The following is an 18,372-nucleotide window of genomic DNA, read 5'->3' on the forward strand; positions in this document are numbered from 1 at the left end:
AGCGGGGAAATGTCGGATGGGAACTATTGGCTTTGAAACCCACGACCATTCCAGTTGTATCAATGACTGTGTTGCTGTGGTTGACAAACACTGCAAGGCAGAAGGGTTGCAACTGACGCCAGTGCGACGCCGCGTGTTGGAAATTTTATTGCAGGAACATCAGTCGCTTGGCGCTTATGAAATTCTGGATCGTCTGCGCGAAGAGGGAATGGGTTCGCAGCCGCCCGTCGCATATCGGGCATTGGATTTCTTGGTCAAGCATGGGTTTGCCCACAAAATTGAGCGGCTAAATGCCTTTATAGCCTGCTCGCACCCTGGTCAAAGCCACACTCCGGTATTCATGATTTGTCGTGAATGTAGTGCCGTGGCCGAAACACATACTGACCTGGACAAAGGCCAGCTGGGGCAATTGGCTCGCGATGTTGGTTTTCAAATTGAATGCAGCGTGGTTGAGGCCGAGGGCCTGTGCCCTAAATGCCAACAGCAGGCCTCGGCATGAGCCTTGTTACCCTGACCAATCTAACTATCCACCATGGTGGGAACCCGGTGCTGACCGGAGTGAATTTCAACATTCAAGCTGGAGAGATTGTTACCGTAGTTGGGCCAAATGGATCCGGAAAATCCACTTTGCTGCGGGCTATTATCGGTGCTCTGCAGCCCAGTTCTGGGCAAGTAGCCCGCGCCAGTGGGCTGCGGGTTGGGTATGTCCCACAAAAATTGCATATAGACCCCACCCTGCCACTGACCGTGCGCCGGTTTCTGAGCCTGCCTTTGCGTGTTACCAATGCAGCTGCAACACAGGCCCTGGAACAAGCAGGCGCAGGCCGATTGGCAAATCAACAAATGGCAGGGCTGTCGGGTGGCCAGTTTCAACGCGTGTTGCTGGCACGCGCGTTGTTGTGCGATCCTCAGCTGTTGATTCTGGATGAAGCGACCCAAGGGTTGGATCAGCCTGGGTCCGCCGCCTTTTATCAACAGATTGAAACGGTACGGCAACATCTTGGCTGTGCTGTCTTGATGGTCAGCCACGAATTACATGTTGTGATGGCTGCCTCGGACCGGGTGATCTGCTTGAACGGCCATGTCTGTTGCGAAGGGGAACCGGAGCAGGTTGCCTCAGCCCCTGAATACCGGGCTCTGTTTGGCTCTGGGACCCAAGGGGCATTGGCCTTGTACCGGCATGAACACAACCATTCGCATGATCAAGATTGCACCCACGAACACCATGACCACGAGGCCGCGCAATGACCCTGCTCGACAGTTTTTTGATCCGCGCTGCGTTGGCTGGGCTTGGCGTAGCCATTGCCGCGGCGCCCTTGGGTTGTTTTGTGGTTTGGCGCCGGATGGCCTATTTTGGCGATGCAACAGCTCATGCATCAATTCTGGGGGTCGCGCTGGCGCTCAGTTTTCAAACCTCTATCTTTACTGGCGTGTTGGTGGTGTCTTTGCTGATGGCCACCACAGTTTCGACCCTCAGCAATCGGGGATACGCGATGGATACCCTGTTAGGTGTTCTGGCCCATTCTGCGCTGGCCTTTGGTCTGGTCGCAGTGTCATTCCTGCAGGGCGTGCGTATCGATCTGATGGCCTATCTGTTTGGTGATATTCTAGCGGTGGGGCGGCTGGATCTGGCGGTGATCTGGGGCGGTGCTCTCTTGGTATTGGCGCTGCTGTGGTGGCGCTGGTCAGCCCTGCTGACGGCGACACTCAACCCTGATTTGGCCTATGCTGCAGGCATCGACCCACGTCGCGAGCAACTGGTCCTGACCATCGCTCTGGCTCTGGTTGTTGCGGTTGCCATTAAAGTGGTCGGGGTTTTGCTCATCGCCGCAATGCTGATCATCCCAGCTGCCACCTCACGTCCTTTTGCATCCACGCCAGAGCGTATGGCGCTCATCGCTGCCGCTATAGGAGGATTGTCTGCTCTGGGTGGGCTACAGTTGGCTTTTGCGCTCGACACGCCAACCGGGCCAACCATCGTCTGCCTCGCCGCGGTAATGTTTGCTCTGTCCAGCTTGACCAGCCTGTTCTTCCGCGGCAACCGGATCTAACCCCACATCTACCTGTGCATCAGCTTCCGGTCCGCACGACCTTATGTCGGCGTGAACTCTCCTCAATGGCGCCCCACAGCGCTTTCTTGTTGATTGGTTTGCTCAGGAAACCGTCCATGCCGGCCTGCAGACATCTGTCTTTGTCTGCGGGCATGGCATTCGCGGTCAAAGCTATGATTGGGCAGTGACCTACACCGTTTGCCTCCTCGTATTCTCGAATGACCATGGTGGCTTCAAGCCCATCCATTTCCGGCATCATCATATCCATCAGCACGACATCAGGCCCGGTTTCACAGTACATCTCCACCGCCTCGACCCCATTGGCTGCAATACAGATTTCAACTGGGGCATCTTTTAGCATTTTGCGGACCACCAGCTGATTGGTTTTGTTATCTTCGGCCAAGAGCACGCGGAGTGTGCCTTCCATTGCCACTTGAACCTCGGGCGAACTACGTGCGCTGACAAGGGCTCGCCCAGGACGTAACGATCGGCTAATCACACTATGTAGCTGCGCTGATCGAACCGGTTTCAGAGCAAGTTCGCACACGCCCAAAGCAATGCGTGTTTTCGCATCCAGAGACTGCTCGACCGACGACAATATGACCAAAGGCAATTCAACATGTTCGGGGATTGCGCGGATCCGCTCTGCAAGCTCAAGGCCATCCATTCCTGGCATCTGGTAGTCTTGCACAACAAGATCGAAAGTCTCGCCATGCAATCTTGCCGCGGCTAGAGCTGCCAAAGCCTCGGCCCCTGAACCAGCCAGTGTGCAGTGCATACCCCAGGTCGACAGCCGCTCAAACAGGATGGTTCGGTTCAGTTCCAGGTCATCTACGACCAGAACCTTCAGACCATTCAAGTTAACCTGATTGTGCAACACAGGTTCACATCTTCCTGCGCTGATCTGCAACGGTAGATCCATCGAGAAAACGGACCCCACGCCAGGATCTGAACGCGCCGAAATGTCACCCCCCATCAACCGGAGGAGACGAGTGGAGATCGCCAACCCAAGCCCTGAGCCCTCAAAATTCCGTGTAGCGGCGCCATCCACCTGTTCAAAGGCGTTAAAGATATGATCGATCTTATCGTTTGGAATACCAATACCAGTGTCGGTCACCGAAATTTTAAGATCACAAAGGTCAGCCTCAAAGCTACCAGAGACATCGATAAAGACATACCCTTCCAAAGTGAACTTGACCGCGTTCCCAGCGATATTGGTCACCACCTGACGAATACGCCCCACATCGCCCTCAAACACTGTCGGCAAATCTGGATCATAGCGCAGTGTAATTTCGACGTTCTTTTCTGCCGCCGTCGGTGACAGCAATGTTACGATATCCTCCATCGCTGTCTGCAGATTGAACGTTTCACAATCCAGCTCCATCTTGCCCGCCTCAATCTTGGAGAAGTTGAGGATATCATTGATGATTGTGAGCAGCGCAGAGCCCGATTTGGCAATTGTCTCGGCATACATTGTCTGATCTTCATCCAGATCAGTTTCAAGGATCAACTCTGCCATACCAATTACCCCATTCATCGGGGTTCGGATTTCATGTGACATGTTAGCAAGGAATTCAGATTTTGCCCCATTAGCAATGTCTGCGGCTTCCCGTGCCTGCTCCAATGCAAACTCTCGTTCGTCCCTTTCAACAAAGGTGTCTTCCATCACTCCAACAGAAAAGTTCAGTGCCCAGAATTCCCGAGAGGCAAACCAGGGCAAATGCAGGGTTGGCCGTTTAAGACCAGAGATAGCGTCTGACATCCGTTGGTGTATCATTTGCAAAGGTCGCATCGCCAACAAATGGGTTAAGTACAATACCAGAGATGACAAGGCAGCGACGGTCAAGACAGTCCACCAGATTGTCTGATGTACCTTCTCCTGCACCATGGCCTGACCTTCGCTGATTGACCATTTGACAATCATATGGGCAAACACAACGCCATCCCATTCGACTGGACGCTCATACATCACGTAAGTCCATGTCTCTGGACCTTGCGTAGCATTGGCCTCAGCAATGACACTTCTGTCTTCCGCTAGTATCTGGATTCCCAGAATTTGCGGTTTACGCTTAATGGCTTCGTTCAGCCCGGTTTCCAGCACCGGTACGTCTTCGACGATTATAGCGTCAATCATCAAACCGCTCAGCAAAGAAACAGTTAGGTCAGCCTGCTCAGACAGTTGTTGTGTCAGTCGCTGTGTCTCGTATCGGCGTGCAAGATCACCAACAACCCAGGCGACCAATGCCGCCGCCAGAGCCATTGAAACAACAATTTGAAATAGAATACCGGAACGCTTCATCTGGGATGGCCTTCGAGGTCATTAAAATAATTGACTTTTCTCCATTGCACTGCGGACAAGGTCATAATCCGAGTCCGAGCCTTCCAAAAATCCATTTTTGGCAATCTGCTGTACAATGTCTTCGTTCTCGGATGACAACATCACCCGGCGCATCGCCGCTACAATGTTGGGTGGCACGTCTGATCCGGCCAACCAGGGTTTGGTTACATTGTCGAACGATACCAAAACGCGAATAGGAACCCCTTTGGCAACCAATTTTTTGTAGGTGCTTTCCTTGAGTGCACCAGCGCTAAAGCGCCCTGCCCCCACGGCTTCCCCAACCAGGTCATGGCGACCCAAGTAGGAAAAATCCTGCAGGTCTCCACTACCAACCCCCGCGTCGAGCAATTCAGCTTGTGCGAGATAGCGGCCAATAGTCGACAATTCGTTGCCAAAGGCAAAACTGTGTCCCCTTAGCTGTGCCAGAGACTGAATGTCGCTGTCTGCGTGAACAACAATTACACCCTTAAAACGCTTGCCGCCCTTCTTTGATTCCATTGCAACCATCTGAACGTCTGAATTTTTGTTCACAACATGCACATAAGATGCGGGACCAAATCGAGCAAAATCCACATCACCGCTGGCCAGTTGCTCAATACCGGCTTCATACTCTTTGGCGATCTTCATCTTGATGGTCACTGGTTCGCCCAGTTCTTCACTCATCCGTTCAGCCAGAAAGGACAGGAATGGACGATATTTTCGAACGGTTTCTGTAGGCTTGTCGGCAGCATAGGTACCAAAAGTCAGCGTCACATCTGCCTTTGCTTCTATAGGTAGCACCCACAGGCACGCAGCCAAAGTTATGGCCCCAATTTTGGCCGCGATTTGCGGTTTGGGTATGTAGCCGTCGATCACTCGTAAACACAACATTGCACAATTCATTCTAAACCACCTCAGGTTTTAATTCCTGTACTCCTACAGGCTCGTTCCCACGCACATATTGGTCACATTGGTCAAAAGATTAGGTTAACCGGCCACTAGCCGGCTCGTCTTTTTTTACGGTAAAGCAGGCTTTTTACCGAACAGTTAACCAAACGGTAAGATTTGTGACGCTTTCATGACATCTTAATAAAAATTTTAGGGGTTGGCGCGAATCCGCCCAACATACAGACACGTGAAAAATGAAATTTGCGCTCAGATCCAGCACAGGATCACCAATGTAGCACGACCTTTGCTAGCCCTGGTAACAGCCGTTGTATTGTTGCCTGCGCCTGCTAATGCAATCCCGTCACCTGAACTGGTGATTGGCTCGGTTTCTTCGCTGGGTCAAATTTTTGCAGTTGGCATCGCGATGGTTTCCGGAGTGGGGGCCTTAATCGCCCGAAAACTGGGTTTCGCGTCAAAAAAAGGGACAACAGTAGCACGCTATCCAGTGCGGCTGATTGCGGCGCTGGGTTTCATAGTTCTTGCGCTTAGCTATGTTAATTATTTGCAATATAACAATAATAAAACTGATGAGTTGAAGCGACTACAGGCCACGCTGGTGCGTCCCGCGCAATTCGACGGCACTACGATCCAAGATAATACCCTCAAAGAAACGAGCTTTTCCCGGCAAGGCAATCACCCTCTGGCCATCTCAACCACACATGCCGCAGAATTGTTGAACGATGGCGACACACTATTTTACGACATCCGTGAAACAGGTGAGAACGCCATGGGCACGCTGCCCGGTGCCACCCACATTCGTTTCCCAGATTTTCTACAGTCGCGCCCCATCAGCGCCGACCAATCCGTAGTCTTGTTCTGTCATAATGGAAATCGCAGCTCGGAAACATGCGAGAGGCTAGCCGCACAGGGAATTAACTGCTCTTTCATTGCTGGCGGCATTGAAAAGTGGATCGTTGAGGGTCGCGACTTTAGTGATGCAGAGGTAAAGACCCTATCCGATTTGCGCGCCATTCCAGAATACCCCAATAAGGATACTTTACTGAATACAGATGATTTCAAATCGCTGCTAGATACCGAAGACCTGCAAATCGTTGACACACGCTATCCAGGCGATTTTGCCAGTGGTCACTTGCCCGGCGCAATTAACATACCGATCCGAAAATTGACAACCGATGACCTGATGCAGCGCATAAGTGCTTTGGATAGTAGTAAGCCAACCATAGCAGCTTGTTATGACCGTCGCAGTTGCTTCATGGGCCAGGTTTTGGGTTTGGAACTCGCCCAAAAAGGAATCGACTTTCGCGGCCGCTACACCCTCCCGTGGGAATTTTTTATTCCGCCTGCGCCAAAGCCGCATATCCAGGATTGGCTAGGTGAGCAACAGACAGGACTGTGGACCAAGATGATTTCCGCAGTTGCAACAGGTTTGCTATGGGTTCACGGTCAAAGCCATATTCTATTAGGTCTGTTCGCACTGTCGTTGGCGACACGCCTATTGGTACTGCCAGTAGCGTTGAAATCCGAACGCGATCAGATCACCACCAGCCAAACTGCCGATGAACTATCGGCCATCAAAACACAGTTAGCCGATGATCCAGTGCGCAAAGGACGCGCGATACAGGCCTTTTACGCTGACAAGGGGCTCACGCCACTGCGCAACTTAACCGCCCTGCTGTTCCTGCCGGTGATGATGATAGGTGTTTCAGCCGCGCAAGAGGCCAGTGCATCCCTGAAAGTCTCCTTTCTTTGGGTGACTGACCTGGGCCTGCCCGATCCAACATTCCTTATGCCTATCCTGTTTACTGCCTTGGGCGGCATCTATTTGATATGGGCCGTGGCCAAAACCCGGCGTCAGACATTGGTCTGGCTGGGTCTCGGCCTACCGGCCCTGTTTGCCATGGTGTTTTCGCTCAGCGCTGCGGCCAATGCCTATCTTTGTTGCAGTCTCGCCTTGCTGCTTGTGCAGCGAGCCTATGTCACGGGAATGTTTGCTCAGTTGCGCAACACACTGACTATACACCGCCATGCCCGTGCCCTGCGTCGTTTGCCACGTGGTGTGATCCCCATGGGTTATACAGAAGAGCTGAAAACCTCGGGAAACAAGGCGTTGCGTTTGTCAGTTCTCAAAAATGCAGGTTTGCCGGTTCCTGGTGGAGTGGTGGTCCGAGCTGACGCAATTCAGGACTACCGCCAGATGACACTTGCTCAGAAAGGGGCCTTTGCCGCGAAGATTTGGCAACTGGCGGGGCAAAAACCATGCGCCGTTCGCAGTTCGGCCAGCAACGAAGATGGTGCAGACCAAAGCTTTGCCGGGGTTTTTGAATCCGTTTTGGACGTTAGTGCTCTGACTATGCAAAGCGCGCTACAGACCGTGGTGGACAGCTTCACCTCTGAACGCGCCGCCAGCTATGATTTTGAGGCTACGGATGAAAACGCCGGCAATATTCTGGTGCAGGAAATGGTGGAGGCAGAGTATGCGGGCGTGATGTTCACCCAGGATCCCACCGCACCCGGAATGGTCATGATTGAATGGGTCGAAGGTTGTGGCGAGGATCTGGTTTCCGGTCGTGTCACCCCAACCTCGCTGCGATTTGGCCGCTACACCCGCTTGGCAGCGGATACGGAGCAGGACCAAACTTTGGATATGGCCCCTCTGTTGGAATTGGGCCGTCAGATCGAAGACACCTTTGGCTGTCCGCAAGATGTCGAATGGGCCTATGCGAATGGACAGTTCCAAATTGTGCAAAGCCGCGACATCACAACATTGAATTTGGGCAGCGAACAGGAACAGATCCGGTTGAGCGAATGGCGGAACGTATTGGACCGCTTTGCTGGTGCCGAACCGGACCAGATCATACTTGAGCAGGATGAAATGTCCGAAGTCCTGCCTCGCCCGACCCCTCTGTCCTTTTCGTTGATGGGACGTCTGTGGTCGCCGGGTGGCAGCGTTGATCTGGCCTGCCGTGAATTGGGTGTTCCCTATGGCCTGCCCGAAGGTCCGGATGGCCATTTGGTCAACCTGTTTGGAAAAACCTATGTGGATGTTGCGCTGAAGCAAAGCATGACGCTGAACCTTAGTTCGTCCAAGGCCAAACAGCTGCGCAAAATCGCGGACCCGCTGATCACCCAATTCCGCGCTGAAACCATTCCCGACCTGACCCAGAAACTGGCACTTTGGCAGGCGGTGGACTATACCGCCCTGCCCTTACCCAAGCTGGTTGAAACCATTGATCTGTTGCAGAAAATGCTGGTGCTGGACATCTATGTAGAGGCCGAGAAAATCAATATTCTGGCAGGTTTCACCATGGGTGAGGCCAGCGCTGCCGCACAGGAGGATCCCACATTGCGGACCCATTTGATGCAGGCAGAGCTGCCCAATGCTCCAACCAGCCTGATTGCAAGCTGCAAAGGTAAGTCGGCGCAGACCCGGGCGCTGCAACTGATGGGGCATCGGTCAATCTTTGACTACGAACTTAGCACACCGCGCTATATCGAAGCGCCAAGTCTGTTGTGGTCGCTGCTGGACAGCTCGGATGCTGACACTGAAATCGCAAAACCACGCGCATCTCAACTGCCAGCTAACCTGCCCGGTGAGCTCAGCACGGTGTTGGAACGGGCTTTGGCCTTTCAGGATCTCAAAGAACAGGCGAAACACGAAGCACTGCGGGTGGTTGCCGAAATTCGTCGCGCTGCCCTCGCACTTGGCCGGGTCAGCAGACTGGAAGATCTTGTTTTCTACCTGAGCTTTGACGAGTTGCTTATGGGCGACTGGAGCCAACCCGCACAGCTCCGCCAAATGGCAATGACACGTAAAGATAAGGCTGCATTGAGCAAAAAGTCAGCTCCGACAGAAGTCAGCCTGACTCTGCGTGATTGCGAAATGTTGTCACTCGGAAAACTGGCTCAAAGCAGTGATGGCACACTTGGCGGGACCTGTGTCGCTGGCAGTGGTGCCTCCACTGGCCGGGTATTGTGGATCGAAGATGACAGTTCCACTGACCCTGCCCTTTTTGATGGTTTCCGCGACGGTGACATTTTGGTCTGCCGGATGATCAATCCAGCCTGGTTGCCTTGGGTGCAAAGATCAGGTGCAGTGTTGTCCGAGGTCGGTGGCTGGCTTAGCCACATGGCAATTGTCGCTCGTGAAAAGGACATCCTGATGTTGGTGGGCTGCAAAGCGCTGGATCAGATTGACAGTGGTACCCGGATCACCGTTTCTGACAACGGCACCATTGAGCGTGCCCCGCTGACAGAACTCAAAGTTGTCTCGGCCTGAACTCACCCAAAAATGCCACGCACCAAGGAAACACCTGTTGCGTGGCATTAGTATAAGTGAGTTAGTGCAACTCTCTATCAGCTGCGGGCATAGACATCCTCATAGCGAATGATGTCATCCTCACCCAGATAACTACCGGTCTGAACTTCGATCAATACCATTGGCACTTTGCCCGGGTTTTCCATTCGGTGTACCGCACCTAGTGGAATGTAAACCGACTGGTTTTCAGTCACCAGTTTTACATCGTCGTCCACCGTAACCTTGGCCGTCCCTTCGACCACGATCCAGTGTTCCGAGCGATGGTGATGGCTTTGCAGGCTCAACGCTGCACCGGGGTGGACCACGATGCGCTTCACCTGAAACCGGTCTCCCACAACCAGACTTTCGAACCAACCCCATGGCCGGTGATCTTTTGGGAATGCCGTGGCTTGGTTGGCTTGTTTTGCCTTCAGCGCAGCAACCGCCAGTTTCACGTCCTGGGTCCGGCTGGCATCCGCCACCAGAACAGCATCCGGCATCGCAACTGTAATAATGTTCTTCAGACCGATGCCGACCACTTCCAGCCCTGCATCTTCGGACCTCAACAGGCTGCCTTCGCAATCAATCGCCGTTGCCGCTCCCTGCGCCACCACACCGTCTGCGTCTGGCCCTGCCTCGCGCCAAACAGCATCCCAGCCGCCCAGATCGGACCAGCCAGCAGCAAAGGGAACCACTGTTAAGTTCTCAGCCTGCTCCATCACGGCATAGTCGATCGAAATATCATCGGCTCCGCTCCAGGCCTGAGGATCAAGACGCAAGAACCCCAAATCAGGTAAGCCCTGTTTCACCGCCGCTTGCACAGCCGGCATCAGATCTGGTGCATGGGCTTGAAAAGCCGCGACAATACTCTTGACCGAAAACAGGAAAATTCCTGCGTTCCACAAGTAGTTACCCGCAGCCAGCATCTCTTTGGCGGTTTTGGCATCTGGCTTTTCGACAAACTGCTTTAACCCAATTGGGCGTGGAGAAAAATCGCCTGCATCCCCATCCAGTTCCAGATAACCATAGCCCGTTTCAGCATGGGTGGGTTTGATACCAAAAGTGACCAACTGCCCGTCTTGTGCCGCTGTCACACCGGCCTCAACTGCGGCCCGGAAAGCGGAGGCATCAGGCACTACATGATCCGACGGGGCCACCAACATCAGCCCATCTGGGTCGGATTTTTGCAAATGTAACGCCGCGGCCAGTACCGCAGGTGCTGTGTTGCGACCTTCGGGTTCGATCAAAATAGCGCCGGGATCAATTCCAACTTCCGACAACTGCTCCGTAACAATAAAACGGAAGTCAGAATTGGTCAGCACCAAAGGCGCTGCATAGCCTGCACCTGACAGCCGCTGCGCAGACGCCTGAAAAAGAGTGGTATCGCCAAGCAGCGGTGAAAACTGCTTGGGATAGCTTTTACGAGACAGCGGCCAAAGCCGGGTCCCGGAACCGCCACAAAGGAGAACAGGGGTGATGGTTGATGTTGCCACGTTGATATACCTCGTTACAGCGCTGCCAACGCATCAATTGCCTCGGGGGTAGCATAATGATGATTGCCAACAAACAATCCGAATTCATCTATATAGTCAGCGTTTTTCAGCTCGCCATGGATGTCATAATCAAAGTATTTCATCACTTCGTTTTTAGCAAAATTTCCGGCCACAATCGGGCGACATTCAAAGCCGGCTTCTGTTAGCTTTTTGACAAAGTCGGCGCGCTTTAAGCCCAGATCAGGGCGCAACACCAACGAAAATCCAAACCAACTGCTGTTGCCTATTTCGCGCTGAATGATGAACTTTGGGTGATTGCCTAACTTGGCCTGCAGCATTGCTCCATTGGCGCGGCGACCTTTGACCAGATCCGGAAGCTTTTTCAGCTGTTCAATGCCCAAGGCGCCTGACATTTCCAGCGGTCGTAGGTTGTAACCCGGCAGCACAAATCGGAAGCTTTCTTCAAACGGGTCATCCGACTTTTCACCTGTCACGTGATTGAACTTGGGCAGGTTACGGGTCCAACCATGGGCGCGCAGACTTAGCATCACGTGGTACAGCTCTTCGTCATCAGTCACCACAATCCCGCCTTCCATGGTCGAGATATGGTGCGAGAAAAACGCCGAGTAACTGCCGACTGCGCCAAAGGTACCGCATTCTTTGTCGTTGAATGTAGCACCCATGGATTCGCAGTTGTCTTCCATCACGACAATTTCGCGGCCGGCAATGATGCGATCAATTGCATCAAAGTCATTTGGATTGCCCAACAGGTTCACGACCATGATCGCCCGTGTTTTGTCGGTCACGGCCTCGGCAAGTGCATCCAGATCGTAGTTCAGAGTAGCCAGATCGATGTCCACAAACTGCATCTTCAGACCATATTGGCCCAAGGGGTAATAGGTGGTCGACCAGCTGACTGCGGGCACGATGATTTCGTCGCCGCGTTCCAGCTTTAGATCTGGGTTCTTAGTAAAGCACAGCGCCGCCGTCATCAGCAAGTTGGCGGAGGAGCCCGAATTCACCATCACAGCAAATTTGCTACCAAATTGTTTGGCGAACTGCTCCTCAAAGGCCCGCACTTCCGGACCCATAGAAAACATATCACTGTCGATCACCCGTTGCAGAGCATCATATTCAGCCTGATCCCAGGACGAAGTAGCAAGAGGGTACTTAGGGCTCATGTCGCAAAGCTTTCCAGATAATAACGATAAGTCTGCGCGATTCCGTCGCGCAAGGATGTCGGGGCCTGCCAGCCCCATTGAGTCTGACGTTCAGTCGAGCAGAGCTTCTGCTTCATGCCGACCGGTTTGCTCAGATCATGGGTAAACTCACCATCCCAACCGATAACGTCTGCCACAACAGCATAATAGTCGTTGATAGAATGATCGTGGCCCAAGCCAGTGTTCATGTTGTCAGGCAAGTTCTCGATGTCATCAGCCGCCCGCAAGACCGCATCGGCCAGATCGCCGGCATACATAAATTCACGCCGTGCAGTACCATCCCCCCAGATTTCAACGGTGGCTTCGCCATTCTTCCGGGCCTCGTGCACCTTGTGGATAATGGCAGGTACCAGATGCGAATGTTTGGGGTCAAATTTGTCATGCCGCCCATACAGGTTGCATGGGATCAATGTCTTGTAGTGAGCACCGGCATCTTCACGACGAATGTAGTCACACAGGCGCATCGCCAGAATTTTCGCAATGGCATAACCTTCGTTGGTAGGTTCCAGCTCTCCGGTCAGCACCATGTCTTCGCGCAGTGGATTTTCTGCTGCACGGGGGTACATGCAGGTCGAGGCCAAGTTCAGAAACTTACGCACCCCATTACGATGTGCGCCCATAATGATGTTACGGCCCATTGCGGTGTTTTCATCCAGAAACGCCACTGGATTTGCCATATTGGCCTGAATGCCGCCAACCCGGCCAGCGGCATGAACCACCAGATCCGGTTTGTGTTGTCCCAAATAGGCATCAACGGCACCCGCATCGGTCAGGTCAAGTTCACCGCTGCGTGGCGCTAAGATCGACCAATCTGCAGCCGAAGCATGCTCTTGAATATTCTGCCCAACCAAACCACCTCCGCCGGTCAGGAGCAAAGTGCCCTTAGTGCCCATGGATTAATCCTCGCGCGCAACGGGTTCGTCATACCCGTGATCTTTCAAAACGCGGGCACGCTGCGCGGATTTCAGATCCGTACGAACCATCTCTGCACACATTTCCTGCACAGTAATCTCGGGCGTCCAGCCTAGTTTCGCTTTGGCTTTGGCCGGATCGCCCAGCAGGGTTTCCACCTCGGCGGGGCGGAAATACCGGGGATCAATACGCAAGATCACATCACCTTCTTTCAGGGCTGGTGCCTCATCACCGCTAATGCTGTCGACAACAGCAACCTCGTCTAGGCCAGAGCCTTCGAAACGGACTTTGATCCCCAACTCTGCAGCAGACCATTCGATGAACTGACGCACCGAATATTGTACACCAGTGGCAATGACAAAATCTTCAGGCTCATCTTGTTGCAGCATCATCCACTGCATGCGCACATAATCTTTGGCATGGCCCCAGTCGCGAAGCGCGTCGATATTGCCCATATACAGACAAGGCTCCAACCCCTGCGCAATATTGGCCAGTCCACGGGTGATTTTGCGCGTGACAAAGGTCTCACCACGTCGCGGGCTCTCGTGATTGAACAAGATTCCGTTGCAGGCATACAGGCCGTAGGCCTCGCGGTAGTTCACCGTAATCCAATAGGCATACATTTTGGCCACTGCATAAGGACTGCGCGGGTGAAACGGCGTGGTCTCGGTTTGGGGCGTTTCCTGTACCAATCCGTAAAGCTCCGAAGTTGAAGCCTGGTAGAAACGGCTCTTCTTCTCTAACCCCAAAAAGCGGATAGCCTCGAGGAGCCGCAGCGTGCCCATGGCATCCACATCCGCTGTGTATTCTGGTGAATCAAAACTAACCGCAACATGACTTTGCGCGCCAAGATTATAGACTTCGTCCGGCTGCACTTCTTGTAGAATCCGAGTCAGGTTTGAACTGTCGCTAAGATCACCGTAATGTAGCTTGAACCGAGCGCTATCCGTATGCGGGTCCTCAAAAATATGGTCCACTCGTTGGGTGTTAAATGACGAGGCTCGCCGCTTGATGCCATGGACTTCATAGCCTTTTTCCAACAAAAATTCTGCCAGATATGAACCGTCCTGACCGGTCACGCCGGTGATAAGTGCTGTCTTAGTCATTCACGTGCCAATCATATTTTTTTCGGCTATTTCGCCATGTTTAGTTATCGTAGCGCTTCCAGCTACTCGTTTGCTGAACAATAGCAGGTTACCAAGCTCTTGCAGATCAAAGCCGTAAGTCACTGTGATCGGCAGGAAGAACATACTTCAAATCATAGACCACGGCCCCCGGTTTGCCCAACGTTCGGATTTGAGCCTCTCCCATGGTATGGAATTCGTCATGCGCTACTGCCAGAACGATCCCATCATAGGCCCCTTGCTGTGGCGCCTCAACCAGTTCCAGATTAAACTCAGTGCGGGCATCCGCTGGTGCAACATTTGGATCAGACACATCAACCTGAACACCAAAGTCTTCTAACCCACGCACCACATCAATCACTCGTGTATTGCGCAAATCGGGGCAGTTCTCTTTGAAAGTCAGCCCCATCACCAAAACCCGTGCATCCACCACCTGAATGCGGCGTTTCAGCATGGCCTTGATCATCTGCTGAGCCACGTAGGCTCCCATTCCGTCGTTTAGCCGCCGTCCTGCCAACAGGATTTCAGGGTGATATCCAACCTGCTCAGCTTTATGAGTTAGGTAATAGGGATCAACACCGATACAGTGACCACCGACCAACCCGGGGCGAAACGGCAAGAAGTTCCACTTGCTTCCTGCGGCCCGCAACACCGCCTCTGTATCGATATTCAGCCGGTTAAAGATTTTCGCAAGTTCGTTGATCAACGCTATGTTTATGTCTCGTTGGCTGTTCTCGATCACCTTGGCCGCCTCGGCGACCTGGATGCTCTCGGCGCGGTAAGTGCCGGCAGTGATAATCTCGCGGTAAAGTGCGTCCACCTGGTCGGCTGTTTCCGGAGTCGAGCCTGATGTCACCTTAACTATAGTGGTCAAACGATGTGTTTTGTCACCTGGGTTGATCCGCTCAGGGCTATAGCCCACATAAAAATCCCGGTTAAAGGTCAACCCAGAGCGAGCTTCAAGAATAGGTACGCATTCCTCTTCGGTGGCGCCGGGGTAAACGGTGGATTCGTAGATAACGATATCACCCGGCGCCAGAACCCGACCCACCAGCTGCGATGCGCGCTCCAGGGGTCCCAGGTCAGGGCGGCGACTGGTATCAATCGGGGTTGGTACGGTGACAATGTAGATGGAACAAGTCGCGATTTCAGCGGTATCGCTAGTAAAGCTCAGGTGCTGGGCCAGACCCATTTCATCCGGTTCAATCTCGCGGGTCAAATCCTGTCCCTGGCGAAGCTGGTCGATGCGATCCTGATTAATATCAAATCCCACCACCTCGCGGTGTTTGCCGAACTCAACAGCCAGCGGTAAACCGACATAGCCCAAGCCAATCACACAGATCCGATCCACCGCATTGCTCATCTATAGCCTACTCCTGATGTCTCGTAAGACTCTCACCCATTGCCTCTCCTATAAGTCACGGAGTGTCACTGCAACCATCAGGACACCAACACAATATCCAGGTCTGCTGCGTTACTCAGGTTTAACTTCGATATTTGGAGCAATTTGGTCTCCTAAAGGGAGCATCGGAACAGGGTATCGAGGTAGATCTATCTGCAACCAATCGTTGGCTGCACAAGTTTGACCCGTAGAGGGGAGCCTGCACGGCCCAATCGCTTAACAATCACAACGCCCCAACCCTTTGCTGGTTTTCTTAAGGCGGTTTTGCCTCTAAAAGGCACGGAACAGCCTACTTGATTCTTTGGTTGTTGTGGTAACTTCTTTGGGGCTCCCTAATGAAAGTGCATTGCTAATGAGTTTTAAGGTCTGAGGTAAAGGTATGGACGCTTCCGCTAAATTGAGTGAATTTTCCGGAACATCTCATTGGACTTTCCCACGCGGTTTTTTTCACCAACCTACGCCTTCTGACGCTAGAACGGACAAAACACTTCTAGTTTATACGCGGCATTCAACAAGTTTGGCACCTGCAACATTTGTCTCGCCAGGCGCCCTCCGAAGATCCGCTTTGAATTGCCAAGCACACCGCAACTTATAGAAACTGCTGCTTATTTTGATTTTTGCCGTGAATAATTTTATTGGCGCAGACAGCGCAAAAAGGGATAATCCATGAAAATTTCTGTTGCCGGTATAGGTTATGTAGGGTTGTCGAACGCAGTATTGCTCGCCCAGAATCACGAAGTGACTGCGATCGATGTTTCGAGTGAGCGGGTGGACATGGTTAACAGTCGTCGCTGCCCGATAGTTGACGCAGAACTCGAAGACTTTCTGGCCAATAAGCCCCTTTCTCTTTCTGCCACAACAGATGGCCTCACTGCGTTCAAAAGCGCAGACTTTGTGATTGTGGCAACGCCCACAAACTATGACCCGTCCACAGATTTCTTCGACACATCAAGTGTTGAAAATGTGATCAGAGCGGTTTTAAGTGTCAACGAAAACGCAACGATTGTGGTCAAATCAACAATACCTGTGGGATTCATTAACCGCATCCGAAAAGAACTCGACACCAATCAGGTTATTTTCTCGCCCGAATTTCTGCGCGAGGGTCGTGCATTGTATGATAACTTGCACCCTAGCCGGATCGTAGTAGGTGAGATTTCTGAACGCGCGAAGATATTTGCCAATCTCCTAATGGAAGGGGCGGTAAAATCGGACATATCCGTTCTCTATACTGACCCTGATGAAGCCGAAGCGATTAAGCTATTTGCCAACACTTTCCTGGCCATGCGCGTCGCGTTTTTTAATGAACTCGACAGCTATTCCATGGCTGGCGGTATGGATAGCCGACAGATCATTGAAGGCATCGGTCTGGATCCGCGCATTGGGACACACTACAATAATCCGTCATTTGGCTATGGTGGCTATTGCCTGCCAAAAGACACCAAACAACTGTTAGCCAATTACTCTGATGTTCCACAAAACCTTATCCGCGCCATCGTCGACGCCAACCGCACACGCAAGGATTTCCTTGCTGACCAGATCATTGCAAAAAAGCCCAATGTTGTAGGTGTGTATCGTCTTGTTATGAAAGCAGGCTCGGACAACTTCAGACAGTCATCAATTCAGGGCATCATGAAGCGACTTAAGGCCAAGGGTATTGAAGTCGTAATCTATGAACCTGTGATGGATGATAACGAGTTTTTCGGATCCCGGGTTATACGTGACCTCAGCGTTTTTAAAAATGAAGCTGATATTATCGTCGCAAATCGTCTTACTGATGAAATGCACGATGTCGAAGGTAAAGTGTTTACTCGGGATCTGTTTGGAGCGGATTGATGATTTTTCAAGCTGCAATTCAAGAGTTGAAGAGCTGCATTTAGATATTATTAGTCAAAACATTGCAGGTGATTTTTCTACCGGTCTCAATCTTCGTAAGCCCGTACAAGAAATCAGACGGCACTCACTGTTGCTTACCGTCCTCAAAAGTCATCTCTTGACCAAACCATCATGCATAATTCGTGTACGGCTAAGTCATTCAGCAGGGCTGCGTTAAGTGACTTGAACAATCGATACCAGCTATACCCAGTAGATCCTGATATTGACCCGTTTTTGGGTTTTCAGCTACCTACCAGGTATGCGTGTATTAGCTGTAGTATCCGCCGTATTTGTACCCTTGTTGGCTGCCCTCATAGAAATTCAGAGTGCTAACCAAGTTGGTTTCTGGCCTTAGTGCGCCCGCCAAATGGTGGTACGCTGCTCTAAGCTCCATCTGGCTCGTTTCGCCAAAGCGGACGCATAAAACAGCAACATCTGCCAGTGGTGCGATGTATCGTGTATCGACAACAGGGAGTAAGGGCGCAGAGTCGATAACCACAACATCAAATGTAGCCCGGGATTCAGCTATCAAATCGTGAAACACTTTACCCTGCAGGGGTGCATCTGTCGGAGTGTTCGCTCTGTGGCTGCCGAGGATAAGCCCCAGTTTACTGATCGGATCCAAGACATAGAACTCTTCAACAGGGTCTTGGCTTCCCTTGGATTGTTTGTCTTTGGAGACTTCATCGACTTTTACAGCCCCGCCATTCATCAAGTAGTCCATCAAGCCATATGCAGGCTTTTCACCTAGAAATTTCTGGATGTTGGGATTACGTAA

General features: G+C 52.2%; 13 protein-coding genes. 5 read left to right on the forward strand and 8 right to left on the reverse strand.

All coding sequences use genetic code 11. The features are described 5' to 3' along the window. Window positions 1–16 precede the first annotated feature (16 nt). Genes FEE96_RS13390 through FEE96_RS13400 form a run of 3 tightly spaced genes read left to right on the forward strand, consistent with a single transcriptional unit; the run spans window position 17 to window position 2,051 of the window. Window positions 17–499, forward strand: a complete 483-nt coding sequence (locus FEE96_RS13390; protein WP_138163601.1) for a transcriptional repressor — start codon at window positions 17–19, stop codon at window positions 497–499. Further along, complete coding sequence (locus FEE96_RS13395; RefSeq protein WP_138163602.1) at window positions 496–1,248, forward strand: ATP-binding cassette domain-containing protein; 753 nt, start codon at window positions 496–498, stop codon at window positions 1,246–1,248. Before FEE96_RS13390 ends, FEE96_RS13395 begins: the two co-directional genes overlap by 4 nt. Continuing rightward, complete coding sequence (locus tag FEE96_RS13400) at window positions 1,245–2,051, forward strand: metal ABC transporter permease (protein WP_138163603.1); 807 nt, start codon at window positions 1,245–1,247, stop codon at window positions 2,049–2,051. Before FEE96_RS13395 ends, FEE96_RS13400 begins: the two co-directional genes overlap by 4 nt. A 19-nt stretch (window positions 2,052–2,070) precedes the next feature. On the opposite strand, the gene FEE96_RS13405 is transcribed toward FEE96_RS13400, so the two are convergent. Together FEE96_RS13405 and FEE96_RS13410 are read right to left on the reverse strand one after the other, a co-directional pair. Next, window positions 2,071–4,350: a response regulator gene (locus FEE96_RS13405; RefSeq protein ID WP_138163604.1), complete on the reverse strand. Its 2,280-nt coding sequence runs from the start codon at window positions 4,348–4,350 to the stop codon at window positions 2,071–2,073. A gap of 21 nt (window positions 4,351–4,371) precedes the next feature. Beyond that, window positions 4,372–5,259, reverse strand: a complete 888-nt coding sequence (locus tag FEE96_RS13410; RefSeq protein ID WP_138163605.1) for a PhnD/SsuA/transferrin family substrate-binding protein — start codon at window positions 5,257–5,259, stop codon at window positions 4,372–4,374. A gap of 421 nt (window positions 5,260–5,680) precedes the next feature. On the opposite strand from FEE96_RS13410, the gene FEE96_RS13415 reads away from it, so the two are divergent. Then, on the forward strand, window positions 5,681–9,553 hold the full coding sequence (locus FEE96_RS13415) for a PEP/pyruvate-binding domain-containing protein (RefSeq protein ID WP_138163723.1): 3,873 nt from the start codon (window positions 5,681–5,683) through the stop codon (window positions 9,551–9,553). Between the two features lie 77 nt (window positions 9,554–9,630). Here FEE96_RS13415 and FEE96_RS13420 read toward each other — a convergent pair whose 3' ends face one another. The 5 genes from FEE96_RS13420 to tviB form a co-directional block, all read right to left on the reverse strand. Beyond that, window positions 9,631–11,064 (reverse strand): mannose-1-phosphate guanylyltransferase/mannose-6-phosphate isomerase, encoded by a 1,434-nt coding sequence (locus tag FEE96_RS13420; RefSeq protein ID WP_138163606.1) that lies wholly within the window; start codon window positions 11,062–11,064, stop codon window positions 9,631–9,633. A 14-nt stretch (window positions 11,065–11,078) separates the two neighbouring features. Further along, on the reverse strand, window positions 11,079–12,245 hold the full coding sequence (locus FEE96_RS13425; protein ID WP_138163607.1) for a DegT/DnrJ/EryC1/StrS family aminotransferase: 1,167 nt from the start codon (window positions 12,243–12,245) through the stop codon (window positions 11,079–11,081). Next, window positions 12,242–13,177, reverse strand: coding sequence for a GDP-L-fucose synthase family protein (locus tag FEE96_RS13430; RefSeq protein WP_138163608.1), 936 nt, complete (start codon window positions 13,175–13,177; stop codon window positions 12,242–12,244). The genes FEE96_RS13425 and FEE96_RS13430 overlap by 4 nt, the downstream gene beginning before the upstream one ends. Before the next feature lie 3 nt (window positions 13,178–13,180). After that, entirely contained in the window at window positions 13,181–14,302 is a 1,122-nt protein-coding gene (gene gmd, locus FEE96_RS13435; RefSeq protein WP_138163609.1) for a GDP-mannose 4,6-dehydratase, read from the reverse strand. Between the two features lie 106 nt (window positions 14,303–14,408). After that, window positions 14,409–15,683 (reverse strand): Vi polysaccharide biosynthesis UDP-N-acetylglucosamine C-6 dehydrogenase TviB, encoded by a 1,275-nt coding sequence (tviB, locus tag FEE96_RS13440; RefSeq protein WP_138163610.1) that lies wholly within the window; start codon window positions 15,681–15,683, stop codon window positions 14,409–14,411. Window positions 15,684–16,388: 705 nt separating this feature from the next. Between tviB and FEE96_RS13445 the strand changes: the two genes are divergently transcribed. After that, window positions 16,389–17,555 carry a nucleotide sugar dehydrogenase gene (locus FEE96_RS13445; protein ID WP_138163611.1) on the forward strand — a complete coding sequence of 389 codons (1,167 nt, stop codon included), beginning with the start codon at window positions 16,389–16,391 and terminating at the stop codon, window positions 17,553–17,555. 307 nt (window positions 17,556–17,862) lie between these two features. Here FEE96_RS13445 and FEE96_RS13450 read toward each other — a convergent pair whose 3' ends face one another. Further along, window positions 17,863–18,318 (reverse strand): tyrosine-protein kinase family protein, encoded by a 456-nt coding sequence (locus FEE96_RS13450; RefSeq protein WP_138163612.1) that lies wholly within the window; start codon window positions 18,316–18,318, stop codon window positions 17,863–17,865. Between the last annotated feature and the right edge of the window lie 54 nt (window positions 18,319–18,372).

It is taken from the genome of Parasedimentitalea maritima, assembly GCF_005771405.1.
GTDB lineage: Bacteria > Pseudomonadota > Alphaproteobacteria > Rhodobacterales > Rhodobacteraceae > Parasedimentitalea > Parasedimentitalea maritima.